General features: G+C 68.7%; 25 protein-coding genes. 12 read left to right on the top strand and 13 right to left on the bottom strand.

Annotated features, from left to right (window positions below; all coding sequences use genetic code 11):
* The first annotated feature begins 377 nt into the window (after nucleotides 1–377).
* Both AC1HFW_RS07605 and AC1HFW_RS07600 read left to right on the top strand, forming a co-directional pair.
* On the top strand, nucleotides 378–1,583 hold the full coding sequence (locus AC1HFW_RS07605; RefSeq protein WP_479282520.1) for an alpha-hydroxy acid oxidase: 1,206 nt from the start codon (nucleotides 378–380) through the stop codon (nucleotides 1,581–1,583).
* Nucleotides 1,584–1,730: 147 nt separating this feature from the next.
* Nucleotides 1,731–2,894 carry a metallophosphoesterase gene (locus tag AC1HFW_RS07600; protein WP_479282518.1) on the top strand — a complete coding sequence of 388 codons (1,164 nt, stop codon included), beginning with the start codon at nucleotides 1,731–1,733 and terminating at the stop codon, nucleotides 2,892–2,894.
* A gap of 48 nt (nucleotides 2,895–2,942) precedes the next feature.
* Here AC1HFW_RS07600 and AC1HFW_RS07595 read toward each other — a convergent pair whose 3' ends face one another.
* Nucleotides 2,943–3,398, bottom strand: coding sequence for an Lrp/AsnC family transcriptional regulator (locus AC1HFW_RS07595; RefSeq protein ID WP_006394840.1), 456 nt, complete (start codon nucleotides 3,396–3,398; stop codon nucleotides 2,943–2,945).
* 92 nt (nucleotides 3,399–3,490) lie between these two features.
* Between AC1HFW_RS07595 and AC1HFW_RS07590 the strand changes: the two genes are divergently transcribed.
* Nucleotides 3,491–4,702, top strand: a complete 1,212-nt coding sequence (locus AC1HFW_RS07590; RefSeq protein ID WP_479282516.1) for an MFS transporter — start codon at nucleotides 3,491–3,493, stop codon at nucleotides 4,700–4,702.
* A 7-nt stretch (nucleotides 4,703–4,709) separates the two neighbouring features.
* Here AC1HFW_RS07590 and AC1HFW_RS07585 read toward each other — a convergent pair whose 3' ends face one another.
* Both AC1HFW_RS07585 and AC1HFW_RS07580 read right to left on the bottom strand, forming a co-directional pair.
* Nucleotides 4,710–5,615, bottom strand: coding sequence for a GGDEF domain-containing protein (locus tag AC1HFW_RS07585; RefSeq protein WP_479282514.1), 906 nt, complete (start codon nucleotides 5,613–5,615; stop codon nucleotides 4,710–4,712).
* A gap of 213 nt (nucleotides 5,616–5,828) precedes the next feature.
* The gene (locus tag AC1HFW_RS07580; protein ID WP_104021504.1) at nucleotides 5,829–6,650 is read right to left on the bottom strand and encodes a MetQ/NlpA family ABC transporter substrate-binding protein; all 822 of its coding nucleotides are present in this window, start codon (nucleotides 6,648–6,650) and stop codon (nucleotides 5,829–5,831) included.
* A 154-nt stretch (nucleotides 6,651–6,804) separates the two neighbouring features.
* Here AC1HFW_RS07580 and rocF point away from each other — a divergent pair, with 154 nt between their 5' ends.
* The 4 genes from rocF (at nucleotide 6,805) to AC1HFW_RS07560 (ending at nucleotide 10,527) form a co-directional block, all read left to right on the top strand.
* Nucleotides 6,805–7,743: an arginase gene (rocF, locus tag AC1HFW_RS07575; protein WP_479282511.1), complete on the top strand. Its 939-nt coding sequence runs from the start codon at nucleotides 6,805–6,807 to the stop codon at nucleotides 7,741–7,743.
* 183 nt (nucleotides 7,744–7,926) lie between these two features.
* Nucleotides 7,927–8,988, top strand: a complete 1,062-nt coding sequence (locus AC1HFW_RS07570; RefSeq protein WP_116522989.1) for an alcohol dehydrogenase — start codon at nucleotides 7,927–7,929, stop codon at nucleotides 8,986–8,988.
* Between the two features lie 175 nt (nucleotides 8,989–9,163).
* Nucleotides 9,164–9,541 (top strand): DUF423 domain-containing protein, encoded by a 378-nt coding sequence (locus AC1HFW_RS07565; protein WP_061071338.1) that lies wholly within the window; start codon nucleotides 9,164–9,166, stop codon nucleotides 9,539–9,541.
* Nucleotides 9,542–9,618: 77 nt separating this feature from the next.
* Nucleotides 9,619–10,527, top strand: coding sequence for a DMT family transporter (locus AC1HFW_RS07560; RefSeq protein WP_479282509.1), 909 nt, complete (start codon nucleotides 9,619–9,621; stop codon nucleotides 10,525–10,527).
* 85 nt (nucleotides 10,528–10,612) lie between these two features.
* Here AC1HFW_RS07560 and AC1HFW_RS07555 read toward each other — a convergent pair whose 3' ends face one another.
* A complete protein-coding gene (locus AC1HFW_RS07555; RefSeq protein WP_116522991.1) occupies nucleotides 10,613–11,251 on the bottom strand; it encodes a glutathione S-transferase family protein in 639 nt (212 codons plus the stop codon).
* 4 nt (nucleotides 11,252–11,255) lie between these two features.
* The gene (locus tag AC1HFW_RS07550) at nucleotides 11,256–12,428 is read right to left on the bottom strand and encodes a PQQ-dependent sugar dehydrogenase (RefSeq protein ID WP_479282508.1); all 1,173 of its coding nucleotides are present in this window, start codon (nucleotides 12,426–12,428) and stop codon (nucleotides 11,256–11,258) included.
* Between the two features lie 118 nt (nucleotides 12,429–12,546).
* Between AC1HFW_RS07550 and AC1HFW_RS07545 the strand changes: the two genes are divergently transcribed.
* Nucleotides 12,547–13,161, top strand: coding sequence for a glutathione S-transferase family protein (locus AC1HFW_RS07545; protein ID WP_061071342.1), 615 nt, complete (start codon nucleotides 12,547–12,549; stop codon nucleotides 13,159–13,161).
* Between the two features lie 66 nt (nucleotides 13,162–13,227).
* On the opposite strand, the gene AC1HFW_RS07540 is transcribed toward AC1HFW_RS07545, so the two are convergent.
* Nucleotides 13,228–14,181: a LysR family transcriptional regulator gene (locus AC1HFW_RS07540; protein ID WP_006394829.1), complete on the bottom strand. Its 954-nt coding sequence runs from the start codon at nucleotides 14,179–14,181 to the stop codon at nucleotides 13,228–13,230.
* A gap of 120 nt (nucleotides 14,182–14,301) precedes the next feature.
* On the opposite strand from AC1HFW_RS07540, the gene AC1HFW_RS07535 reads away from it, so the two are divergent.
* The 3 genes from AC1HFW_RS07535 to cuyB are packed head-to-tail and all read left to right on the top strand — an operon-like array spanning nucleotide 14,302 to nucleotide 17,523.
* Nucleotides 14,302–15,282, top strand: coding sequence for a Bug family tripartite tricarboxylate transporter substrate binding protein (locus AC1HFW_RS07535; RefSeq protein ID WP_006394828.1), 981 nt, complete (start codon nucleotides 14,302–14,304; stop codon nucleotides 15,280–15,282).
* A gap of 8 nt (nucleotides 15,283–15,290) precedes the next feature.
* Nucleotides 15,291–16,787, top strand: a complete 1,497-nt coding sequence (locus tag AC1HFW_RS07530) for an N-acyl-D-amino-acid deacylase family protein (RefSeq protein ID WP_479282506.1) — start codon at nucleotides 15,291–15,293, stop codon at nucleotides 16,785–16,787.
* Entirely contained in the window at nucleotides 16,780–17,523 is a 744-nt protein-coding gene (gene cuyB / locus AC1HFW_RS07525) for a cysteate racemase (protein ID WP_479282504.1), read from the top strand. The genes AC1HFW_RS07530 and cuyB overlap by 8 nt, the downstream gene beginning before the upstream one ends.
* Before the next feature lie 260 nt (nucleotides 17,524–17,783).
* On the opposite strand, the gene AC1HFW_RS07520 is transcribed toward cuyB, so the two are convergent.
* The 5 genes from AC1HFW_RS07520 to AC1HFW_RS07500 all read right to left on the bottom strand — a co-directional run bounded on the left by AC1HFW_RS07520 (nucleotide 17,784) and on the right by AC1HFW_RS07500 (nucleotide 22,717).
* A complete protein-coding gene (locus AC1HFW_RS07520; protein ID WP_116522430.1) occupies nucleotides 17,784–18,485 on the bottom strand; it encodes an ABC transporter ATP-binding protein in 702 nt (233 codons plus the stop codon).
* Complete coding sequence (gene livG / locus AC1HFW_RS07515; protein ID WP_006394825.1) at nucleotides 18,486–19,253, bottom strand: high-affinity branched-chain amino acid ABC transporter ATP-binding protein LivG; 768 nt, start codon at nucleotides 19,251–19,253, stop codon at nucleotides 18,486–18,488.
* Nucleotides 19,250–20,485 (bottom strand): high-affinity branched-chain amino acid ABC transporter permease LivM, encoded by a 1,236-nt coding sequence (locus AC1HFW_RS07510; protein WP_006394824.1) that lies wholly within the window; start codon nucleotides 20,483–20,485, stop codon nucleotides 19,250–19,252. The genes livG and AC1HFW_RS07510 overlap by 4 nt, the downstream gene beginning before the upstream one ends.
* Nucleotides 20,485–21,411, bottom strand: a complete 927-nt coding sequence (livH, locus tag AC1HFW_RS07505; protein WP_006394823.1) for a high-affinity branched-chain amino acid ABC transporter permease LivH — start codon at nucleotides 21,409–21,411, stop codon at nucleotides 20,485–20,487. Before livH ends, AC1HFW_RS07510 begins: the two co-directional genes overlap by 1 nt.
* A 190-nt stretch (nucleotides 21,412–21,601) precedes the next feature.
* Nucleotides 21,602–22,717, bottom strand: a complete 1,116-nt coding sequence (locus AC1HFW_RS07500; RefSeq protein ID WP_006394822.1) for a branched-chain amino acid ABC transporter substrate-binding protein — start codon at nucleotides 22,715–22,717, stop codon at nucleotides 21,602–21,604.
* 52 nt (nucleotides 22,718–22,769) lie between these two features.
* On the opposite strand from AC1HFW_RS07500, the gene AC1HFW_RS07495 reads away from it, so the two are divergent.
* Entirely contained in the window at nucleotides 22,770–23,012 is a 243-nt protein-coding gene (locus AC1HFW_RS07495; RefSeq protein ID WP_162876394.1) for a hypothetical protein, read from the top strand.
* A gap of 99 nt (nucleotides 23,013–23,111) precedes the next feature.
* Here AC1HFW_RS07495 and AC1HFW_RS07490 read toward each other — a convergent pair whose 3' ends face one another.
* Complete coding sequence (locus AC1HFW_RS07490) at nucleotides 23,112–23,636, bottom strand: queuosine precursor transporter (RefSeq protein ID WP_035361466.1); 525 nt, start codon at nucleotides 23,634–23,636, stop codon at nucleotides 23,112–23,114.
* A gap of 26 nt (nucleotides 23,637–23,662) precedes the next feature.
* A complete protein-coding gene (gene proC, locus AC1HFW_RS07485; RefSeq protein ID WP_006394820.1) occupies nucleotides 23,663–24,496 on the bottom strand; it encodes a pyrroline-5-carboxylate reductase in 834 nt (277 codons plus the stop codon).
* Nucleotides 24,497–24,518 lie beyond the last annotated feature (22 nt).

Raw genomic sequence — 24,518 nt, 5'->3', positions numbered from 1 at the left:
ACACGCCTGCCTGGCCCGGCCTGAAATTCAGCCGTGCGTAATATGCAACCAAATCTTGGCGCGCCGGGGATGCCGGCTCACGCCCGGCAGCGACGAAGCGACGGGAACCCTGGCGCTGCGGATTGCGCCAAAAGAATGAGGATGGGCGGGGATGATGCGAATTATCACAATTTCTCAGGTTCCGATAACGAACCCGCCTCGGGCCACCGCCTGAAGGACGACGGACGCCGTGGCTCGGCGACACGGCGGCGGCAACCCTCGACACCTCCCGATAAAGCAGGAGTTTATTTTTCAATAAAGCGAACAAGAAATTCATTATTTATTCGCTTTATGTGTTCAACACGCCTGGGTAGATTGGAGCTTTTTTCGCGCCCGCCATGACCACGACCGCCCTGCCCGCCGCCGCCAACGCCGCCACCCCGAGCCGCCCGTCCCGCGCCCTGGCGCGCATGCTGTCGCTGGACGACTTCGAGGCCGCCGCGCGCCGGCGCCTGCCACGCCCGATCTTCGGCTATGTGGCCGGCGCCGCCGAAGACAACCAGTCCCTGCGGGCCAATCGCGAGGCCTTTGGCCGCTATGCCTTCCAGCCGCGCGTGCTGGTCGACGTCTCGCGCCGCCATCAACAGGTCGAGCTGTTCGGCCGCCGCTACGAATCGCCGTTCGGCATCGCGCCCATGGGCATCAGCGCGCTGTCCGCCTATCGCGGCGACATCGTGCTGGCGCGGGCCGCGCGCGAACGGGGCATTCCCGCCATCCTCAGCGGCACGGCGCTGATCGCGCTGGAGGACGTCATCCAGGCCGCGCCCGGCACCTGGTTCCAGGCCTACCTGCCCGGCGATCCGGCGCGCATCGACGCGCTGGTGGCGCGCGCGGCCCGCGCCGGCTACGAGACCCTGGTGCTGACGGTGGACATCCCGGTGTCGGCCAACCGCGAGAACAATGTGCGCACCGGCTTTTCCACGCCGCTCAAGCCGAGCCTGCGGCTGGCCTGGGACGGCCTGACCCGGCCGCGCTGGCTGGCGGGCACCTTCCTGCGCACGCTGCTGGCCCACGGCATGCCGCACTTCGAGAATTCATTCGCCACGCGCGGCGCGCCCATCGTGTCGGGCTCGGTGCTGCGCGATTTCAGCGCGCGCGACCACCTCAATTGGGAGCACGTGGCACGCATCCGCCGGCAATGGCAGGGCACGCTCATCATCAAGGGCATCCTGCATCCGGCCGACGCGCGTCTGGCGCGCGAGCACGGCGCGGACGGCATCATCGTCTCCAACCACGGCGGCCGCCAGCTCGACGGCGCCCTCTCGCCGCTGCGCGCCCTGCCCGGCGTGGTGGCGGCCGCCGGCGCCATGCCGGTGATGATGGACAGCGGCGTGCGCCGCGGCGGCGACGTCCTCAAGGCGCTGGCGCTGGGCGCGCGCTTCGTATTTGTCGGGCGGCCCTTCAACTATGCCGCGGCGGTCGGCGGCCAGGCCGGCGTGGCGCATGCCATCGGCCTGCTGCGGGCCGAAGTCGACCGCAACATGGCCATGCTCGGCATCAACCGCCTGGAGCAGATGGACGCCAGCCTGTTGACGCCTGCCTGACGCTCGACCGACGCGGGCGGCACGCGGGCACGGCGATGTCCGCCTGGCGCAGCGGCGGCGCTTGCGTCCGGAACGCCGCGCCCGCACGGCATAGAATGACAGTTCCTTCGCTACCGCCGGGCCGGCCTTCGCGCCAGCCCCCGCCCCGTGTCCCTACGCCAATCCTCGTTTTTCCTGCGCTTTCTGACCCTGGGCGCGCTGGCCCACGTCTACGTCGGCGCCCGCCTGATTCCCGACGCCGGCCTCGATGGCCCGGGCTCGGCCACCGCGATCCTGCTGTTGATCCTGTCGTGCATCCTGATTCCGCTGGGAATGCTGGCGCGCTCGTCGGTGCACCCGCCCTGGGGCGACCGCATCGCCTGGGTCGGCCTGATCGCCATGGGCCTGTTCTCATCGTTGTTCGTGTTGACGGTGCTGCGCGATGCGCTGCTGCTGGCGGCCTGGCTCGTCAGCCTGGTCACGGGTCCGGGCCTGCCCTGGATCGCGGCGCGGCGCTTGAGCGCGCTGGCGGTCGCCGCGCTGGCCCTGGCGGCCACGCTGGTCGGCTTCTACAACGCCCGCCGACGCGCCCGCGTGGTGACGGTGGACGTGCCGATCCGCAGCCTGCCGAGCGACCTGGACGGCTTCACGATCGTGCAGATCAGCGACATCCACGTCGGGCCGACGATCAAGCGGCGCTACGTGCAGGCCATCGTCGACGCGGTCAATGAGCTGACGCCCGACGTCATCGCCATCACGGGCGACGTGGTGGACGGCAGCGTCGAGCAACTGGCCGCGCAGGCCAGCCCACTGGGGCAGCTGCGCGCGCCCTTCGGCGTGTACCTGGTGACCGGCAACCATGAATATTATTCAGGCGCCGCGCCCTGGGTGGCGGAATTCCGCCGCATGGGCCTGCGGGTGCTGATGAACGAGCACGCGGTGATCCATCCCGCCGGGCTGCCGGTGGTGGTGGCCGGCGTCACCGACTACAGCGCCGGCGCCTTCGACCCGCGTCAACGCAGCAACCCCGCGGCGGCGCTGGCCGGCGCGCCGGCCGACGCGCTGCCCAAGATCCTGTTGGCGCACCAGCCGCGCAGCGCGGCCGCGGCCGCGCCGCTGGGCTACACCCTGCAGCTGTCGGGCCACACGCATGGCGGCCAGTTCTTTCCGTGGGGCTTTTTCGTGCGTTTCCAGCAGCCGTACACGGCGGGCCTGCACCGCCTGGGCGACATGTGGGTCTACATCAGCCGCGGCACCGGCTACTGGGGGCCGCCCAAGCGCCTGGGCGCGCCGTCCGAGATCACCCGCCTGCGGCTGCGGCCGGTGCACTAAGGCCGCCAGGCGCGGCGGGCAATCCGCCGGCGTCTCGCCCCCGGTGGCCTAGGCGTCGTCCGGCAGCGGTCCGCGCTCCAGGTAGCTGGTCAGCGCGATGTCGCTGGTGGTGTTGGTGATGCCCTCGATCTGGTGGATGCGCGCCAGCAGCGCCTCCAGCGCCTGGGTGTCGCGCACCCGCACCTTGAGCAGCATGGCGCTCTTGCCGGTGATGGTGTGGATCTCCTCGACCTCGGTCAATTCGGCCAGGCCCAGCACCTGCTGGGTGATGCTCCAGTTATTGGTGTCCACGTGCACGAACGCCAGCAGCGGCCGGCCGATGCGGGCCCCGTCCAGCCGCGCGGCGATGCCCTTGATGAGGCCATCGCGCTTGAGGCGCTTGACCCGCTCGTGCACGGCGGGGGCCGACAGGTTCAGCAATTTGCCCAATTCGGCGTAGCTCGGCGAGGCGTCGTCCGCCAGCAGCGTTAATAGTTTTCGGTCGCGGTCGTCGAGATCTGGCATTGGAATCTGGTTCTGCCTAACGGCATTCGAACTTTTACGGGATAAAGGAATATCGGTATTAACCCTTATTTTATTCCAATAAAATTCCGCGGATGCAGAATCGCAACACCGCGCGCGCGCCGTCGCGCCGCCAGCCGCTTCCCCCCGCCATCCCCGCCTTGATGTTCGCCGTCAGCGTCGTCGGCTCCAACGGCCTGGCCCTCAGCCCGATCCTGTCGGACGTGGGGCGCTCGTTCGGCAGCACCGCGCTCACCGTCAGCACCGCCATTTCGGCGTACGGCGCCGCCACCGCGGCCAGCGCCTTCCTGCTGGCGGCCCGCATCGACCGCTGGGGCATCCGCCGCGCCCTGCTCATCGCCATGGCGGTGCTGATCGCGGCGCTGCTGCTGTCGGCCGCCGCGCCGCACTGGATCGTGCTGACCGTGGCCCAGGCCCTGGCCGGCGCCGCCGCCGGCGTGATCCTGCCGGCCGCCTACGGGTCGGCCTCGCTGGTGGCCGCCGCCGGGCAGGAAACCCGCGCGCTGGGCCGCGTGATTTCGGGCTGGTCGGTCTCGCTGGTGGCCGGCGTGCCGCTGTCGGCGCTGATTTCCGACGCCGTCGGCTGGCGCGCCACCTACGCCGTCCTGGCGTTGTGCGCCGCGGTCGCGCTGGCCGGGCTGTGCAAGCTGCCGGAACGACGCAGCGCCCATGCCGCGCCGCCCCGGCTGTCGCGCCTGCTGGCGCCGCTGTCGTACCGCGACGTGCCGGTGCTGCTGCTGGGCTGCCTGGCGTTCTCGTCGGCCTTCTACGGCGTCTACGCTTTCCTGGCCGACCACGTGCGCACGCTGCTGGGACTGTCGGCGGGCCAGGTCGGCTTCATCGCCTTCGCCTATGGCGCCGGCTTCCTCCTGGCCGGACTGGGCGGCGCGCCGCTGATCGAACGCATGGGCCCGCGGCGCGCGCTGCCGCTGGCCCTGGCCGCGATCGCCCTGGTCTACCTGGCGCTGCTGCCGGCCGCCCATGCGCTGGCCGCCGTGCTGGCGCTGGCCGCATTGTGGGGCGCGGCCTCGCAACTGAGCCTGAATCTGCTGGTACTGTTGTTGTCGCGGGCCCGGCCCGACGAGCGCGGCGCGGTGCTGGGGCTGAACACCTGCACCACCTACCTGGGCGCCAGCGTCGGCACCGCCGTGGCCGGCACGCTCTACACCCACGCGGGTTTCGAAAGCCTGGGGCTGGCCGCCGCGGCCGCCGTGGCGCTGGCCGCGCTGGCCCTGCACTGGCGCCTGAACGGCCGCCGCGCCGGCGAGCGCCGCGCCGCCGCCTGACGCCCCGTCAGGACGGCAGCACCACCGCGCAGTCGCGTCCCGAGCGCTTGGCCTGGTACAAGGCCTGGTCGGCACGCCGCAGCACATCCGACATGCTGGCGTCGGTTTCCAGGAAACCGGTAATGCCGCCGCTGGCCGACAGCACCACCGCATGGCCATCAATGTTGGCCGGATGCTGGCGCAGGCTGGCGCGCAGGCGGTCGCACACCGCCAGGGCCACGTCCTTGTCGGCGTCGGCCAGCAGCACCACGAATTCCTCGCCGCCCAGGCGCCCGACCGAGTCGCCCTCGCGCAGGCAGGCCCGCAGCTGGTCGCAGAAATGGCGCAAGGCGGCGTCGCCGCCCAGGTGGCCGTAGCGGTCGTTGACCTGCTTGAAATAGTCCAGGTCCAGCATCAGCGCCGTATGGCCGGCGCCGCGCCGGGCGGCCTCCAGCATCGTCTTCATGCGCTGCAGGATCTCGGCGCGGGTCCAGCAACCGGTCAAGCCGTCGACCTTGGCCAGGCGCGCCAGGGCGGCCTCGTTGCGGCGGTTCTCGGTGACGTCCATGCCGATATTGACGACGCTGCCATCGGGCAGGCGCACGTTGGACCACATGATCGACAGGCGCTCGCCGTCGCGGGCCAGCGGCCGCCATTCGCGAAAGCCGCGATGCGGCGTGGGCCCGACGCTGTCGATGACGCGGGCGCGAACCTCGGGATCGGGGTAGAACAGCGCCAGCGGCTCGGGATGCAGGTTGATCTCGTCGCGGCTCCAGCCGAAGCGGCGCTCACAGGCGTCGTTCCACAGCAGGCACTGGCCACGTTCGTCGAAGGCGTTGATCAGGACCGGCGCATTGTGGAACAGGGCCTCGTACTGGGCCACCACCTGGCGCAGGCGCGCCAGCTCCTCGTCGCGCGGGTCCGCCGCGCCCACGCGGTCGCCGCCGGTAAACCGCGGCGGCGAGGCTATCAGAAGGTCATTCGGAGGCGCGATTCGCATGGGGTGGCGGGCGGGCAAAGGCGTCACGGCCGGGCCGTATCGGCCCGGGGGATGCAAAGCGCGGCCAGTATACGTTCAAGGCCGCGCGGCAATTGCCAAGAAACGTCAAGCCGCCCGGGGCCATCCCGCCCCCCACGCGGCCCCGCGCTACCAGGGGAAGCTGATCAGGTCGCCGTACAGGCTGCGCAGCTTGGCCTTGACCTCGGCCGACTGCTGGTAGATGGCGATGAACTTCAGCAGCCGCGGATCCTGCGCGCGGTCGGGCCGCGCGACCCAGCGGATGGCGTAGCGGCGCACGTTGGCCGGGTCGGTATTGTCGAACGCCAGGCCGTCCTTTTCGTCCAGGCCGGCCTGCTTGGCGAAGGTGGTGTAGGTGACCGACGCCGTGACGTCGTCGAACACCCGCGCCGACTGCGAGCCCTCGATCTGCACGAACTTCAGCTTCTTGGGATTGTCGGTCACGTCCTCGATCGTGGCCTGGTGCGCCACGCCGGGCTTGAGCTTGATCAGGCCGATGGATTCCAGCAGCAGCAAGGCGCGGCCGGTGTTGACCGGATCGTTGGGCACCGCGATGGTGGCGCCGTCCGGCAGCGGCTGGCCCTTCTTGAGCTTCTTGGAAAACAGGCCGATGGTGGTGGAATAGCCATAGGCGATGGGCGTCAGGTTGGCCCCGCGGCGGGCGTTGAACAGTTGCAGGAACGGTTCGTGCTGGAAGAAATTGGCGTCGACCGAGCCGTCGGCCACCGCGATGTTCGGCAGCACCCAGTCGTTGAACTCGACCAGTTCGACCTCCAGGCCGGCCTTGCGGGCCTCGGCCACGGCCAGCTCGGTGGCGGCATTGGCCACGGTCGGGATCAGGCCGATGCGCAGCGGCTTGTCGGCCGCCAGCGCCGGGCTGGCGCAGGCCAGCCCCAGGGCGGCCGCGGCGGCGCCGCGCGCCAGGGTCAGGAACAGGGATTGCAAAGACATGGGATCATCCGGAAAAGAATTCGATCGGCCCGGCTATTGTGCCGCAGCGCCGGCCCCGCGCGGCCAATGGCCTTGCCCGCGCCATGGCGATCGCGTCACGCCACGGCGCTACACTCGACCCCGATACCGAAACCCTGCATGACGGAGTCCGACCTTGCAAAACACCGCTACCCTGCCCCCGCATGTCACCCTGATCGGCGCGCCCACGGACATCGGCGCGGGCGCGCGCGGCGCCTCCATGGGCCCCGAGGCCCTGCGCGTGGCCGGCATCGGCCCGGTCATCGAAGCCCAGGGCTTTCAGGTCACCGATCGCGGCAACCTCTACGGCCCGCCCAACCCCTGGCAGCCGCCCGTGGACGGCTACCGCCACCTGGACGAAGTGACCGCCTGGAACCAGGCCGTGCACGACGCCATGTACGAGGCCCTGACGCAAGGGTCGCTGCCGATCCTGCTGGGCGGCGACCATTGCCTGGGCATCGGCTCGATCAGCGCGGTGGCGCGCCATTGCCGCGAGACCGGCAAGAAGCTGCGCGTGCTGTGGCTGGACGCGCACACCGACTTCAACACCAACACCCTCACGCCGACCGGCAACATCCACGGCATGCCGGTGGCCTGCCTGTGCGGCCACGGCCCGGCCCAGATCACCGGCATGTCGGGCCAGACGCCCGACATCGATCCGGCCTGGGTGCGCCAGATCGGCATCCGCAGCGTCGACGACGGCGAGAAGCGCCTGGTGCACCAGGCCGGCCTGGAAGTGTTCGACATGCGCTACCTGGACGAAATGGGCATGCGCGCGACCATGGAAGCGGCGCTGGCCGGGCTGGACGCCGACACCCACCTGCACGTCAGCTTCGACGTCGATTTCCTCGACCCGGAAATCGCGCCCGGGGTCGGCACCACGGTGATGGGCGGCCCGACCTACCGCGAAGCCCAGCTGTGCATGGAGATGATCGCCGACACCGGCTTGATGCGCTCGCTGGACGTGGTGGAACTGAACCCGGCCTTCGACGTGCGCAACAAGACCGCCGACCTGGCGGTGGACCTGATCGAGAGCCTGTTCGGCAAATCGACGCTGGTGCGCCGCGGCGCCTGAGCCGCGCGGACGGCCGGCGCGCCGCGGTCCGTCGTCCCGCGGCTTGGGGCGAGTTGCCCATCCCTCCGAACTGGTCAAGAATGCACCTATCCGCCCGACCGAGGACGAGCGCCCAGGCGGCTCGCCGGCCGACAGCGAATGCCCCTTGATCAAGAACGACATCTATTCCGGAGGAGACACCCCATGAAGTGCTATTGCGTCGTCAATTTCCGCGAGCCGCTGCAGGAAATGGATCAGCCCGTTCCCGCGCCGCAGGGATCACAGGTGTTGCTGAAGGTTCGCGCGGCGGGCGTCTGCCACAGCGACATCCACCTGTGGGAAGGCGGCTACGACCTGGGCCAGGGCCGCACCCTGTCGCTCAAGGAACGGGGCGTGACGCTGCCCCTGACGATGGGCCATGAAACGGTCGGCAGCGTGGTCTCGGCCGGCCCCGACGCAAGCGGCGTCGAGGCGGGTCGCAACTACCTGGTCTATCCGTGGATTGGCTGCGGCGCATGCCCCACCTGCCTGTCCGGGCAGGAAAACCACTGCACCGCCCCCGCCTGCCTGGGCATCCATCGCGCCGGCGGCTACGCCGAGCACATGCTGGTGCCGCACCCGCGCTACCTGATCGACATCGGCGATCTCGACCCGGCCCGCATCGCGCCCTACGCCTGCTCGGGCCTGACCACCTACTCGGCGCTCAAAAAGATCGGCGAGGCCGTCTACCGTGAACATCCCGTGGTGATCTTCGGCGCCGGCGGCCTGGGCCTGATGAGCCTGACGCTGATCAAGGCGCTCGGCGGCAAGGGCGGCATCGTGGTCGACATCGACCCGGCCAAGCGCCAGGCCGCGCTCGAGGCCGGCGCCCTGGCCGCCATCGACGGCGCCGCGCCCGACGCCGCGCAGCAGATCCTCAAGGCCGCCGGCGGCAAGCCGCTGCAGGCCGCCATCGACCTGGTGGGCGCGCCGTCCACCACCGCGCTGGCCTTCGACTTCCTGACCAAGGGCGGCAAGCTCGTCATCGTCGGGCTGTTCGGCGGCGCCTCGTCGTGGCCGATCGCGCTGATCCCGATGAAGGCCATGTCCATCATCGGCAGCTATGTCGGCAACCTGGCCGAGCTGCGCGAGCTGATGGAACTGGTGCGCGCCGGCAAGGTGCCGCCGATGCCGGTGCATCGCTATCCGCTGCATGAGGCCGACAGCGTGCTGGCATCGCTGCGCGCGGGCAAGGTGCTGGGGCGCGCGGTGCTGACCGTGGCGTGATCGTCCCCCGGTCCCGTCCAGGCCTGGCGCCGACGGGACCCGGAGCCCAGGCATGCCGGCCCGGTCCCCGCGGTCCGACATTGCGCCGCCTTCGACGCCTGGCGGAACGCGTCGCCCGATTGGGCCTATCATAGGCGCCTGCCCCCTCTTTCCCGCCCGAACCAAAGGATCCCGCATGACCGACCGCCAGCTCACCATTCTCGCGGCCATCAACCTGCTGATCGCCGTCGGCGCCGGCGCGTTCGGCGCGCACGGCCTCAAGCGCCTGGTCACGCCCGAGCTGCTGTCGGTCTGGCAGACCGGCGTCCTGTACCATCTGATCCACGGCCTGGGCCTGTTCATCATCGCGCTGCTCGGCGCGCGCTACGGTTCGCCGCTGCTGTCGGCCGCCGGCCTGGTGATGTTCATCGGCATCGTGCTGTTTTCAGGTAGCCTGTACGTCCTGACCCTGACCGGCACCCACTGGCTGGGCGCGATCACGCCCGTCGGTGGCGCGGCCTTCCTGGCCGCCTGGGCGATGGTGGCGCTGGCCGCCTACCGCGCCCAGGGCTGAGCCCCTCGCCGGGCCACGGCCCGGCGCCCCCCGCATTGCCTCCTGGCGGCCTCGGCCGCCTTTCCTGCTGAACCCCGATGTCGTCCTCTACCGTTTTTCCCGCCGCGCGTGACCACTCCGTCTTCACGGGCATCGCCTGTGTCGCCGGTGGCATCTTCTTCCTGACGCTCAGCGACGCCAACGCCAAATGGCTGGGCACCACCTACAACCCGCTGCAGATCCTGTTCCTGCGCGCCCTGATCGCGCTGCCGTTCGTCACCGCCCTGGCCGTCTGGCTGGGCGGACGCCGCGTGCTGCGCACCGCCCACCCCGGCCTGCACCTGACGCGCGGCGCCATCAACGTGGTCTCGGCCTGTTGTTTCTACCTGGGGCTGCGCGCGCTGCCGCTGGCCGAGGCCACCGCCATCGCCTTTGCCGCGCCGCTGTTCGTCACGGCGCTGTCGGTGCTGATCCTGAAAGAGCGCGTCGATGGCCGGCGCTGGCTGGCGGTGCTGGCCGGGTTCGTGGGCGTGCTGATCATCGTGCGGCCCGGCACCGACGCCTTCCAGACCGCCACCCTGCTGCCGCTGACCACCGCCTTCCTGTATGCCGTCATGATGATCACCGCGCGCGGCATCAGCCGCGGCGAGGGCATGCTGACCACCACCTTCTATATCGTCGCCGGGCAACTGGCGTGCAGCGCCGTGGCGCTGCCCTGGGTCTGGCACACGCCGGCCATGGCCGACCTGCCCTATTTCGCGGCCGTGGCGCTGTTCAGCACGCTCGGGCTGGCGCTGATCACGCAGGGCTTTCGCATCGCGCCGGCCTCGGTGGTGGCGCCGTTCGACTACACCGGCCTGATCTGGGCCACGCTGCTGGGCTGGATCTTCTGGCGCGAGGCGCCCGACGCCTATGCCTACCTGGGCGCGCTGTTCATCGCCGGCAGCGGCGTCTATATCGCGGTGCGCGAGGCGCGCGGCTCGCACAAGCGGCGGGCCAAGGCCTAGAGGCCCAGGGCCGGTTCACGCGAACCGGCGCTGCGTACAGGCCGGTGAACGGGCGCCAGGCGAGGCCGCGGCGCCCGCGCCCCCGTCACTCGGTCGGCGGCGGGAAATTACGGCGCAGCACGCCCGCCACGGTCGGCTCCAGCGCCGCCTGGTCGGCGACCGCCGTCAGGGCCGGACAGTTGGCCTCGAACCAGGCCCGGCCCGGCCGCCAGTGGGTCATCACCGTCACATACAGGTCCAGCGCCGAAAAGCGCCGCCCCAGCATGTGCGGCGTACCGGCCTGGCGTTCGAGTTCGAGCCACAGCTCGGCGCGCCGGGTGTGCACGCGCTCGCGCAGCAGGTCGGCCGCCGCGCCCGGCGTGGTCCAGTGGGGCGGATCGTCGCCATAGGTGAAGGTGGGATAGACCGCCCCCACCAGGCGCACCAGCAGGTTCAGGAAATGGGCCCGCTCCGGCCGTGACGGCTCCGGCGCCAGGCCCGCCTGCGGCGCGACGTCGTGCAGGTGCAGCACCATCGCCGCGCTCTCGGTCATCACTTCGCCGTCGGGCGTGATCAGCGTGGGCACCTGGCCCAGCGGATTCAGGTGCAGCAGGCGGTCGCGCGCCGGCCCCGGCTTCAGGTAGGGCACGTCGGTCAGCGTGTGCGGCACATTGGCCAGCGCCAGCGCCATCTCGACTACGGCCGAACCGCAGCCCAGGGATCCGATCAACTCGTAGGTTTTCATGGCGTCATCCTCCCGATTGCGCCGGCGCCAGCCGCAGCAGCTCGCCCGGCGAGGCGTCGGTCAACACGTACACGTAGCCGTCGGGCCCCTGCCGCACGTCGCGGATGCGGGCCCGGCGCTCGCCCAGCAGGCGTTCCTCGGCCACCACCTTGTCGCCGTCCAGCGTCAGCCGGATCAGGTCCTGGTCGGCCAGCGCGCCGATGAAGAGCGAGTGGCGCCAGGCCGGAAAGCGGTCGGCGTCATAGAACGCCATGCCGCTGATGGCCGGCGACTTGGCCCACCAGTACAGCGGCGATTCCATGCCCGGCAGCGTTTCGCCCTTGGCCTCGGGAATCGGCTGGCCGGAGTAATTGATGCCGTAGGTCGCCAGCGGCCAGCCGTAATTCTTGCCCGGCTGCACCAAGTTGATCTCGTCGCCGCCGCGCGGGCCGTGCTCGTGTTCCCACAGCGCGCCGCTCCACGGATTGAGCGCCATGCCCTGCGGATTGCGATGTCCGTACGACCAGATTTCCGGCCGCGCGCCGGCCTTGCCGACGAAGGGATTGTCGGGCGGCACCGCGCCGTCGACGGTCAGGCGCACCACCTTGCCCTGCAGCTTGTCGAGTTCCTGCGCGGTCGGGCGCTGGTTGTTCTCGCCGAGCGAAATGAACAGGTGGCCCTTGCCGTCGAACACCAGGCGCGAACCGAAATGCAGGCCCTGCGACAGCTTGGGCGCCTGGCGGAACAGCACCCGGAAGTCCTCCAGCGCGGTGGCGTCGGCCGACAGGCGGCCGCGGCCGACGGCGGTGCCGCTGCGCGAGCCATCCGACTCGGCGTACGACAGGTAGACGTAGCGGTCCTGGGCGAAGTCCGGCGACAGGGCCACGTCCAGCAAGCCGCCCTGCCCCTGCGCCGCCACCTTGGGCACGCCGGCCAGCGGCTTGGACAGGCCGCCCGGGATGCGCAGCAGCCGCAGGCTGCCGGGACGCTCGGTGATCAGCATGCCGCCCTCGGGCAGAAAGGCCATCGACCAGGGGTGTTCCAGGCCGCCCACCACCACCGTCACCTGCGCGCGCGCGGCAGGCGGTTTGTCGGGACTTTTCTGCGGGGTGGCCCAGGCGCTGGCCGCGCACAGCGCGGCGCCGACGAAGGCGATCAGGGACGAGGCGCGACGGATCGCGGACGGGCGTGACGGCATGGACATCTCCGGCGGCGGGGTGAAGCGCGGCGGCACGGCGCGGCGCCTTGCGGGTGGCGTACCATAGGAGCCAGCGACGGGTGGCTTCCCGTCCCTTTCTCTCAGGAGACTCCCTTACATGAAACTGTACTACATGCCCGGCGCGTGCTCGCTCGCCTCCCACATCGTGCTGGAATGGATCGGCAAGCCCTATGACACGCACAAGCTCAGCCGCGACGAACTCAAGGGCCCCGAGTTCCTGAAGGTCAATCCGCTGGGCGCCGTGCCCGCGCTGGACGACGACGGTTTCGCGCTGACCCAGAACGTGGCGATCCTCGAATACCTGGCCGAACAGGCGCCGCAGGCCAAGCTGCTGGGCGACGGCTCGGCCCGCTCGCGCGCCGACGTGCGCCGCTGGCTCGGCTTCATCAACTCGGACATCCACAAGACCTTCTCGATGATCTTCGGCGCCGGCCGCTTCCTCAACGAGGAAGGCCCGCAACAGGAACTGGCCGCCTCGGCGTCCAAGATCCTGACGCGCCTGTTCGCGCTGCTGGACGCCCAGCTCATCAACCAGCCCTACCTGGGCGGCGAAGCGCCGTCGATTGCCGACGCCTACCTCTACGTGGTGCTGCGCTGGGCCCACGCCAAGCAGGTCGACCTGGCGGGCCAGGACCACCTGGCCGCGTTCTTCAAACGCATGGAAGACAACGCCGGCGTCAAGGCCGCGCTCAAGGCCGAAGGCCTGGCCTGACGCCACCGGCGCCGGCCTGCCCGCGCCCTCGCCCCGGCCGTCCTGGACGCCGGGGCGTTCTTTTTTTCAGGCCCCGGACATGGCCGGCGCCGCGGTCTCCAGGATCTTCCTGACCGCCGCCAGGAAGCGCCGCGCCAGCAAGGGTGGCGCGCTCAGGTTCGAATGCGTGGCCCAGATCTCCACGCTGGCGCCCGGCGCGATCGGCCGCAGCACCATGCTTTCGGTCTGATCCGGCGACACGCACCAGGCGTCCACCAGGGCCGGGCCCAGGCCCTGCTGCACGAACGAACAGGCCGTCACCGGCGAATGCACCTCGACCGCCGCCGCGCAGGCCGGCGCGCCGCCGAAGAACGACTGCAGCGCGCGTCCCAGCGGCGTATCGTGCGGATAGCCGATCCAGGCCGCCGAGGCGAAATCCTCCGGATGCACCACGTCGTGCGCGGCCAGCGGATGGCCCTTGGGCACCGCGCAGATCACCGGCACGGTCGCCAGCCGGGTCGAGGCCAGGTTGGGATGATCGGGCGGCCGCATCGAGATGCCGATATCGGCCTGCCCCGACAGGAAATACGCCGCCAGCTCATCGAAGGTGACGCTGCGGTAGTCGACCCGCGCGTCGGCGTTGCGGTCGCGAAAGCGCCCCAGCGCCATCGGCACCAGCCGCTGGCCATAGCTGGCGCTGGCCACGATCTTGAGCATGCCCGCGCCCGACTGCCCGAGGCTGGCCGCGAGATCGTTGACGCGCTGGATGCCGCCATAGACCTGCTCGACCTCGGCATATAGGCGCCGCGCCTCGGCGGTGGGCGAGAGCCGGCTCTTGACCCGCTCGAACAGGCGGTAGCCCAGGCGCGTCTCGGTCAGCGCCAGCACCCGGCTCACCGCCGGTTGCGACACATGCAGCATGCGCCCCGCGCCGCTGATCGAGCCGGCCATCATGATGGCGCGGAACACCTCGATCTGGCGCAGGTTCAGCGGCCGGCCGGCGCTGGGCCCGACCTCGTCGGCATAGGCCTGCTCATCCATGTTGGTTCCCCTTGATCAATAACGGCGGATTATAGGTTTTCGACATTTTTCGATGACGCGGTGCCGCATGCCCGGTGCTAATCTGCCGGCCTCCACACTACAAAACAAGGGGAATCCAGCATGCAACGCACTTTCATCCGCAGCCTCGCCGCCCTGGCGCTGGCCGCCACCTTCAGCGCCGGCGCGCAGGCCGCCGGCGCCTATCCCGACAAGCCGATCACCTTCATCGTGCCCTCGGCCGCCGGCGGTTCGCCCGACGTGCTGTCGCGCCTGATCACCACCCAGATCGCCAAGGACACCGGCGCCACGATGGTGGTGGAGAACCGCCCGGGCGCCGCCGGCAACATCGGCATCGCGCTGGTCAAGCGCGCCGCCCCCGACGGCTACACCGTGGGCTACGGCAATATCAACACGCTGGCGGTCAACCGCTCGCTGTTCAAGCGCCTGCCCTACGACGTCGACCAGGACCTGGCGCCCGTGGCCCACATGTTCGACCTGTACAACGCGTTGATCGTGCCGGCCGACTCGCCCGTCAAGAGCGTGCAGGACCTGATCGACCGCGCCCGCAAGGAACCCGGCCGCCTGTCGTACGGCGCTTCCGGCGTCGGCACCACCGGCCACATGGGCGGCGAACTGTTCAAGAGCATGGCCAAGGTCGACGTCATGTTCATCCCGTACAACGGCGGCCCCGCCGCCATCCAGGACCTGCTCGGCGGGCGCCTGGACTACCTGTTCGTCAATACCTCCGAGGCCACCCCGCTGGTCAAGAGCGGCAAGGTGCGCGCCATCGGCGTCAGCAGCCTGAAGCGCCTGGCGCTGATGCCCGACGTGCCGACGCTGGACGAAGCCGGCCTGAAGGGCTACGAAACCGTGGCCTGGGGCGGCGTGGTCGCGCCCAAGGGCACCCCGCCCGAGGTCGTCACCAAGCTCAACGCCGCCATCCAGAAGGCGCTGCAGGCCCCCGAGGTCCGCACCGGCCTGGAAACGCTGGGCGCGGTGCCCGCCAGCGGCGCCCCGGATGAATTCAAGCTGCTGATCGACCGCGAAACCGCCAAGTGGAAGCAGATCATCGAAACCGCCGGCATCGAGAAACTGGACTGAGCCCCGCCATGACGGACCGCAGCACCCGGATCGACCCCGCCCCGCAAGCCGACTTCATCGTGGCCGGCGCCACGCTCATCGACGGCGGCGGCGGTCCGTCGCGCCAGGGCGACCTGGCGGTGCGGGACGGGCGCATCGTGGCGCTGGGTGACTTCACCCATGCGCCCGGCGTGCCGGTGATCGATGCCCGCGGCCTGGCCCTGGCGCCCGGCTTCATCGACTCGCACACCCACGACGACGGCTACCTGCTGGCGCATCCGGAGATGCTGCCCAAGGTCTCGCAAGGCATCACCACGGTCGTCACTGGCAACTGCGGCATCAGCCTGGCGCCGCTGTCGCGCCAGGAGATCCCGCAGCCGCTGGACCTGCTGGGTCCGCCCGAACTGTTCCGCTTCGGGACCTTCCGCGACTGGATGCGGGCGCTGGCCGACACGCCCGCCGCCGTCAACGTGATCCCGCTGGTCGGCCACACCACGCTGCGCGTGGCGGTCATGGACGATACCGGCCGCGCCGCCACCGAAGCCGAGCGCCAGGCCATGCGCGCCCTGCTCGACGAGGCGCTGCAAGCCGGCGCCTTCGGCGTCTCCACCGGCACCTTCTATCCGCCCGCCAGCGCCGCGCCCACCGACGAGATCGTCGACGTCTGCCAGCCGCTGCGCGGCCGCGCCGGCGCGATCTACGCCACCCACCTGCGCGACGAGGCCGACCACATCGTGGCGGCCATGGAGGAAGCGCTGCTGATCGGCCGCGAACTCGACTGCCGCGTGGTGTTCTCGCACCACAAACTGGCCGGCGAACGCAACCACGGCCGCAGCCGCGAAACGCTGGACATGATCAGCCGCGCCGCCGCCACGCAACGCGTCTGCCTCGACTGCCATCCGTATCCGGCCACCTCGACCATGCTGCGGCTGGACCGCGCCCGCCTGGCCAGCCGCACCATGATCACCTGGTCCAAGGGTTACCCCGAGGCCACCGGCCGCGACTTCGCCGAGGTCATGGCCGAACTGGGGCTGGACGACGAAGCCGCCCTCGCCCGCCTGGCGCCCGCCGGCGCCATCTACTTCCTGATGGACCCGGCCGACGTCAACCGCATCTTCAGCCATCCGCTGACCATGGTCGGCTCGGACGGCCTGCCCTTCGACCCGCATCCGCACCCGCGCCAATGGGGCACCTTCACCAACGTGCTGCGCACCATGGTGCGCGAGCAACGGCTGCTGTCGCTGGAAACCGCCATCCACAAGATGACGGGCCTGGCGGCGGCCCAATACGGCCTGTCCGAACGCGGCCTGCTGCGGCAGGGGTATCATGCTGACCTGGTGCTGTTCGATCCTGCCACGGTGACAGATGTGGCCACTTTTTCAGCTCCCATTCAGGTCAGCCAGGGCATCCACGCCGTGTGGGTCAATGGCCGGCAGGTCTGGGATGGGGAACGAACCGGCGCCGAGCGCCCGGGCCAGGTACTGGCACCCGGTGATGCATTACCTTGGAGTCAACAAAGTGAATAGCTATTCCCAGGGCTGTTACCTGGGTGTTTTGGGTGGCATGGGCCCCATGGCCGGCGCCGCCTTCGCGCTGCGCCTCGCGGCGCTCACGCCCGCCGACGCGGACCAGCAGCACATCCCCACCCTGCTTCGCAACGATCCGCGCATCCCCGATCGTTCCAGCGCCTACATGGCCGGCGGCGAAAATCCCCTGCCCTACATGGTCGAAGGCGTGCGTTTCCTGGAACGCGCCGGCGCCCAGCTCATCGCCATCCCCTGCAACACCGCGCACCTCTGGTACGACGACATCGCCGCCGCCACCGAACGCCCCGTGCTGCACATCATCCAGGCCGTCATCGACGACCTGCACCGCCTCGGCCTGCACCAGGGCCGCATCGGCCTGATGGGCACCGCCGCCACGCTCAAGCTCGGCCTCTACCAGCGCCACCTCGAAGCCCAGGGCTACGAATGCATCGTCCCCGACGACGATGAAGTCGAACGCTACTGCATGGCCTCGATCCGCGCCGTCAAGGGCAACCAGCTCGAAGCCGCCTTCGCCCCCGCCGCCGAATGCATCGCCCGCCTCAAGGCCCGCGGCGCCGACGCCGTCGTCCTGGGCTGCACCGAGCTCCCCCTGGCCGTCCCCCACGCCCTGCGCCCCAGCCTGGGCATCACCCTGACCGACTCCATCGACGCCCTGGCCCTGGCCGCCATCGCCCACTACCAGGCCGACCAGCCCGAGCAACGCATCGCGGCGTAAAGCCGATCCCCCCCACCCGCGCGCAGCGTCATCCTCCCGACGCAACACCAGCACGTATGCCAGGATCGGCCGCCCGCGCGGCCGATCCTGGCGGGCCCCGCAAACCTCGCCCCTTATCCCACGGTCCAGCAGCGCGACAAGCCTCGGGCGACCTACGAAGCACAACCCCCTCCACGCCACAAAAGCACAAGACAAAAAAAAGGGCGCCCTTCGCAGTAGCGCCCAAATTTCCCTTCGCGGGGAATAAACAATCAAGCGGATCACCCGCCCAGATAAGCCTTCCGCACCTGATCATTGACCAGCAAATTCGCCCCCGTATCCTGGAGCACGACCCGCCCGTTCTCCAGCACGTAGCCGCGATCCGCCACTTGCAGCGCCTTGTTGGCATTCTGCTCGACCAGGAACACCGTCACGCCCTGCTCGCGGATCTCGCGGATGATGTCGAAGATCTGCGCGATCACCAGCGGCGCCAGCCCCAGCGTCGGCTCGTCCAGCAGCAGCAACCGCGGCCGCGTCATCAACGCCCGCCCGATCGCCAGCATCTGCTGCTCGCCGCCCGACATCAGCCCGGCCCGCTGGCTGGCCCGTTCCTTCAGGCGCGGAAACAATCCGTAGACGTGGTCGATGCCCGCCTGGATCTCCTCGCGCTTGGCGAAAAAGCCCCCCATCATCAGGTTCTCGGCCACCGTCAGGTCCTTGAACACGCGCCGCCCTTCCGGCGAAATGGCGATGCCATTGCGCATGATGTGGTGCGTGTCCTTGTGGGTGATGTCCTCGCCCTCGAACGTGATCTTGCCTTCCTTGGCGCGCGGATTGCCGCAGACCGTCATCAGCAGCGTGGTCTTGCCGGCGCCGTTGGCGCCGATCAGGGTCACGATCTCGCCCTTGTTGACGTCCACCGACACGCCGTTCAGCGCCTGGATGGCGCCATAGAACGTGTGAATGTTTTCCAGCTTCAGCATTTATTCCTCCCCCAGGTACGCCTTGATGACGCGCTCGTCGTTGCGCACCTGCTCGGGGGTGCCGGTAGTGATGGGCTTGCCGTGCTCCATGACCAGGATGCGGTCGGAAATGCCCATGATCAGGCTCATGTCGTGCTCGATCAGCAGCACCGCCACGCCGAACTCGCGGCGCAACTGGTCGATCAGCGACTGCAGATCGCGCTTTTCCTGCGGGTTCAGGCCGGCGGCCGGCTCGTCCAGCATCAGGAGGCGCGGCTTGGTGATCATGCAACGCGCGATCTCCAGGCGGCGCTGGTGGCCGTAGGCCAGGTTGCCGGCCTCGCGGTTGGCATACTCGCGCAAGCCCATGAAATCCAGCCATTGCGCCGCGCGCGACAGCGCGTCGGTTTCCGACTGGCGATAGGACTTGGTCTTGAGCAGGCCCGGCAACAGGCGCGATTCCACCTGCGTGTGCTGCGCCACCAGCAGGTTCTCCAGCACCGTCAGCTGCTTGAACAGCCGCACGTTCTGGAACGTGCGCACCAGCCCGTGGCGCGCCACCTTGTGGCTGGGCAGGCCCGTGATGGACTTGCCGTCCATCAGGATCTCGCCCGCGGTCGGCGCGTAGAAGCCGCCCACGCAGTTGAACACGGTGGTCTTACCGGCACCGTTGGGGCCGATGATGGCGAACACCTCGTCGGGTTTGACTTCGAACGCCACGCTATCGACGGCCAGCAGGCCGCCGAAGCGCATGGTCAGTCCGGATACTTTCAGCAATGCCTCGCTCATTTAGCCAGCTCCACGTGGGGACGCTTCATGGGCAACAACCCCTGCGGACGCCACATCATCATCAATACCATCACCAGACCGAACATCAGCATCCGGTACTCGGCGAACTCGCGCGCCAGCTCGGGCAGCACCGTCAGCAGGATGGCGGCGAGGATCACGCCGACCTGCGACCCCATGCCGCCCAGCACCACGATCGCCAGGATCAGCGCCGACTCGATGAAGGTGAAGGATTCCGGGTTGACCATGCCCTGGCGCGCCGCGAAGAACGCGCCGCCGAAACCGGCGAAGGTCGCGCCCAGCGTGAACGCCGACAACTTGATGCGGGTCGGGTTCAGGCCCAGCGAACGGCAGGCGATCTCATCCTCGCGCAGCGCCTCCCAGGCGCGGCCGACCGGCATGCGGATCAGGCGCGTCGAGACGAACAGCGTCACCAGCGCCAGCAGCAGCGCCATCATGTACAGATAGATCACCATGTGCTGGTTCTGGAACGTCAGGCCGAAGAAGTCGTGGAACGTGGTGCCCCCTTCCGTGCTGGCGCGACGCGTCATCTCCAGGCCGAACACCGTCGGCTTGGGAATGCCCGAGATGCCGTCCGGACCGCCCGTGAGCGTGTTCAGGTTGATCAGCAGCAGGCGGATCATTTCACCGAAGCCCAGCGTCACGATGGCCAGGTAGTCGCCGCGCAGGCGCAGCACCGGGAAGCCCAGGACGAAGCCGAACAGCGCGGCCATCGCGCCCGAGAACGGCAGCGCTTCCCAGAAGCTCCAGCCGCCCCAGTGGTACAGCAAGGCGTAGGTGTAGGCGCCGACGGCGTAGAAGCCGACGAAGCCCAGGTCCAGCAGCCCGGCGAAACCGACCACGATGTTCAGGCCCAGGCCCAGCATCACGTAGATCAGCACCAGCGTGGCGATGTCGACCGAGCTGCGGCCGGCGAAGAACGGCCAGGTCACGGCCACCGCCAGGATCAGGAACATCAACAGCTTGTTGTTCTTGGCCGGGGCCGAGGGCAAGGTCGGCAGATTGGTCTTGAGCTTCTGGAACGGCTTGGCGATCCAGGGCCGCAGCAGCTGGAACACGAACACGACCGCGGCGGCCAGGGCCACCAGCGACCAGTGCGACTCCATCGAGGTGCGCGCGCCCTGGCGGATCAGTTGCAGGCCGAAGACGGGGGTGACGATGACGGCGGTCAGCACCGCCGCCATGGTGGCGTTTTTGAGATTGTTGTTCGACATCAGACTTTTTCCACCTCAGGTTTGCCCAACAGCCCGGTGGGACGGAATAGCAGGATCAGGACCAGCAGCGAGAACGCCACGATGTCCTTGTACTGCGACGAGATATAGGCTGCCGCGAACGTTTCGGCCAGGCCCAGCAACACGCCGCCCAGCATGGCGCCGGGGATGCTGCCGATGCCGCCCAGCACCGCCGCCGTGAAGGCCTTGATGCCGGCCAGGAAGCCGATGAAGGGATTGAGCTTGCCGATGGTGATGGCGATCAGCACGCCGCCCACCGCCGCCAGGATCGCGCCCATCACGAACGTGAACGAGATCACGCGGTTGGTGTCGATGCCCAGCAGGTTGGCCATGTGCATGTCCTGCGAGCAGGCGCGCGAGGCGCGGCCCATGCGCGAGTACTTGATGAACAGCGTCAGGCCGATCATCAGCACCACGGTCACCACGATGATCATGATGCGCGAATACGGCACCGTCACGTCGAAGTCGGATCCCATGTGGAACTGCACCGCGCCGGACACCAGCGATGGCACCGCCATGTCGCGCGCGCCCTGGCCCAGGGCGACCCAGTTCTGCAGGAAGATCGACATGCCGATGGCCGAGATCAGCGCCACCAGGCGGGGGCTGCTGCGCACCGGGCGGTACGCGACCCGCTCGACGCTGAAGCCGTAGATGCCGGTGACGACGATGGCCACCAGCAGCATCGCCGCGATGATGAACGGCACCGGCAGGCCGCTGCCCGTGCCGATGGCCGTGAGGGTGACCAGGCCGACATAGGCGCCGATCATGTAGATTTCGCCGTGAGCGAAGTTGATCATACCGATGATGCCGTAGACCATTGTGTAGCCGATGGCAATCAACGCGTAGATCGCGCCCAGAGACAATCCATTGAAGAATTGCTGGGTAAGTTGGGGTATGAGGTCGGACATTATTTCTCTTGCTCCAAATAGTTCCGGCTCCGGTAGAGAGACCCGGAGCCGGAAACCTGGGCGTATTTTAAGGGCCTGTGATCATCGCGTGCCGGCCGCACAGCGCTTTTGGCGCATCGCTACGCGGATTACGACACAACGACGACGACAGGCCCTCACGCCGGCACCACGCCGGCGGAATCGCGGGAGTTTACAGCTGGGTCTTCTTGCCGTTCTTGTCCCATTTGTAAACGGCGAACTCGAAGTTCTTCAGATCGCCCTTGGCGTCGTACTCGACCTTGCCGATGCCGGTGTTGAACGTGGTCTTGTGCATGTAGTCGGCGACCTTGGCGGGATCCTCGCCCACGGCGGTGATGCTGTCGGCCAGGATCTGCACCGCGGCGTACGCCGGCATCTGGAAGGCGCCGTCCGGATCGCGCTTGGCGTCCTTGAAGGCCTTGACGATGCTTTCGTTGCCCGGCAGCTTAGTGAAGTCGGCGGGCAGCGTGACCAGCAGGCCGTCGATGGCCGGGCCGGCGATCGCCACCAGATCCTGGTTGGCGGTGCCTTCCGGACCCATGAACTGGACCTTCAGGCCCTGTTCACGCGACTGGCGCAGCAACAGGCCGAGCTCGGGGTGGTAGCCGCCGAAGTAGACCAGGTCGACGCCGGCCGACTTGAGCTTGGTGATGATGGCCGAGTAATCGCTGTCGCCGACGTTGATGCCTTCGAACAGCGCCACGTTCACGCCTTCCTTGGCCAGGGTGTCCTTGACCTGGGTGGCCACGCCCGAGCCGTAGGTCTGCTTGTCGTGCAGCACGGCGACCTTCTTGGGCTTGAGGGTGTTGGCGATGTAGCGGGCGGCGTACGGACCTTGCTGGTCGTCGCGGCCGATGGTGCGGAAGAAGTAATGCGGCTTGATCGTGTCGGTGACCAGCGGCGACGTCGCGCCCGGGGTGATGCCGACGATGCCTTCCTGTTCGTAGACGTTCACGGCGGCCACGGTCACGCCCGAGCAGGCATGGGCCACGGCGAACTTGGCGCCGGAGTTGACCACGCGGTTGGCGGCCGGGACGGCCTGCTTCGGTTCGCAACCGTCGTCGATCAGGATCGGTTCGAGCTTCTTGCCCTTCACGCCGCCCTTGGCGTTGATGGTCTCGATGGCAGTCAGCGCGCCAGCCTGGATCTGGTCGCCGTACTGGGTGTTGGGGCCCGTCATGGGCTGCGGGATGCCGATCTTGATCGTATCGGCGGCGTGCACGGAACCTGCCAGGGCAAGCGCCCCGAATGCCATAGCTACCGGGGTAAGGCGATGCAGAAACTTCATGCGGAGTTCTCCAGCGAGGTTTTGAGCGGCTCTGTTCGATCCGGTCTGTCGGGTGGATACCCCGCAACCCGTATCGCGCGTCGCCGGCTTCTTGGGCAAAAACACGGTGTGGGCGGTATTCTGGAAGCAAGCAGACATACTGTCACTGCGTGTAATCCCCAATATTTCAGGAGAAACCTTTAATCGTGACGGATCGGTGCGACAAGTGCGTGAAAACGCAGGAAAAATCCGCGCGGCGCCTTGGATTCCCCATGGCGCCGCGATGAATTCGATGGCAGGTGATTTATATGAATAATCATTAATACATCGTTTGACTTCGCATTTTCATACAGTACTTACGCGAGTCTTACGAATAATGATTATCCCGTTAATAATAATCGTCGATTTTCGAAAATCAGACGCTGGCAGGTTTGGCCAGATTCCACATCAGCGCGCGGAACGGCGCCAGCATGCTGATGTTGACCACCAGCTTGATCGCCAGGTCGCCCATCATCCAGGTCACCCAGGGCGTGCCGGTGGCGGCGAAGGCCACGCTGAAGAACACCGCGGTGTCGAGGATCGCGCCCAGCACCCCGGACACCAGCGGCGCGCGCCACCAGCGCTGGTCGCGCAGGCGGTCGAACACCTGGATGTCGACCAACTGCGCGCAGATGTAGGCCAGGCCCGAGGCCAGCGCGATGCGCGGCGACGCCACCCACACCGACACCGCCAGCGCGGCGGCGAAACCGAACCACACCACCCGGCGCGCGGCCGCGGGGCCGAAGCGGCGGTTGAGCACGTCGGTCACCAGGAAGGCCACCGGATACGACAGGCCGCCCCAGGTCAGCCAGTCATTCAGCGGCACCTGCACCAGGATGTTCGACCCCACCACCACCAGCAGCATGCACAGCACGGCGATGCCGAACTGCGCCCGGCTCATGGGGGCAAAGCGCGCGGCGGCCTGGCTCACTTGCCGAACTCCTCGGCCAGCTCGCGCGAACGCTGCGCGGCCGCGGCCATGGCGTCCTCGACGATGCCGGCAAAGCCGGCGGCATTGAACGCGGCCAGCGCCGCGGCGGTGGTGCCGCCCTTGGAGGTGACGCGCTCGCGCAGCACCGACGGCGGCTCGGACGATTCGGCGGCCAGTTTGGTGGCGCCGGCGAAGGTGCCCAGCGCCAGCTGGCGCGCCTGCTCGGCCGTCAGGCCGACCTTCTGGCCGCCGGCGATCAGGGCTTCCAGGAACAGGAAGACATACGCCGGGCCGCTGCCCGACAACGCCGTCACGGCGTCCAGCGCCGCGTCGTCGGCCACCCAGACCACTTCGCCGACGCTGGCCAGCATGCTGGCGGCCAGGTCGCGGTCGGCCTGCCCCACGCCATCCAGCGCGGCCAGGCCGGTGATGCCGGCGCCGACCAGCGCCGGGGTATTGGGCATGCAACGCACCAGGCGGCGCCACGGCGCCTCGGGGGTGCCCAGCCAGCCGGCCAGCGTGTCGGCGCGGATGCCGGCCGCGACGCTTACCACCAAAGTGTCGTCGCGCAACCACTGACGCGTGGAAGCCACAACGTCTTTCATGTTCTGAGGCTTGACTGCGAACACCCATACCCGGCACCGCGCCAGGGCCTCGTCCGGGGCGGTCGCGGTGGTCATGCCGCGGGCCTGCCAGGCGGCGTGCGAATCCTGGTTAATGTCAATGACATGAATGCTGCCGGCGGGGCATACTTTGCCCGCAAGACCGGAAGCCAGCGCGGCGGCCATATTGCCGCCGCCGATGAACGCAATCGAAAGTTCGTTTTTCATAGGAAGTGATTGTAAACCGGTC

This window comes from Achromobacter sp. ISS7 (assembly GCF_056523125.1).
The sequence above is the reverse complement of the archived record's forward strand: the minus strand, read 5'-3'. Positions and strand labels throughout refer to the sequence as shown.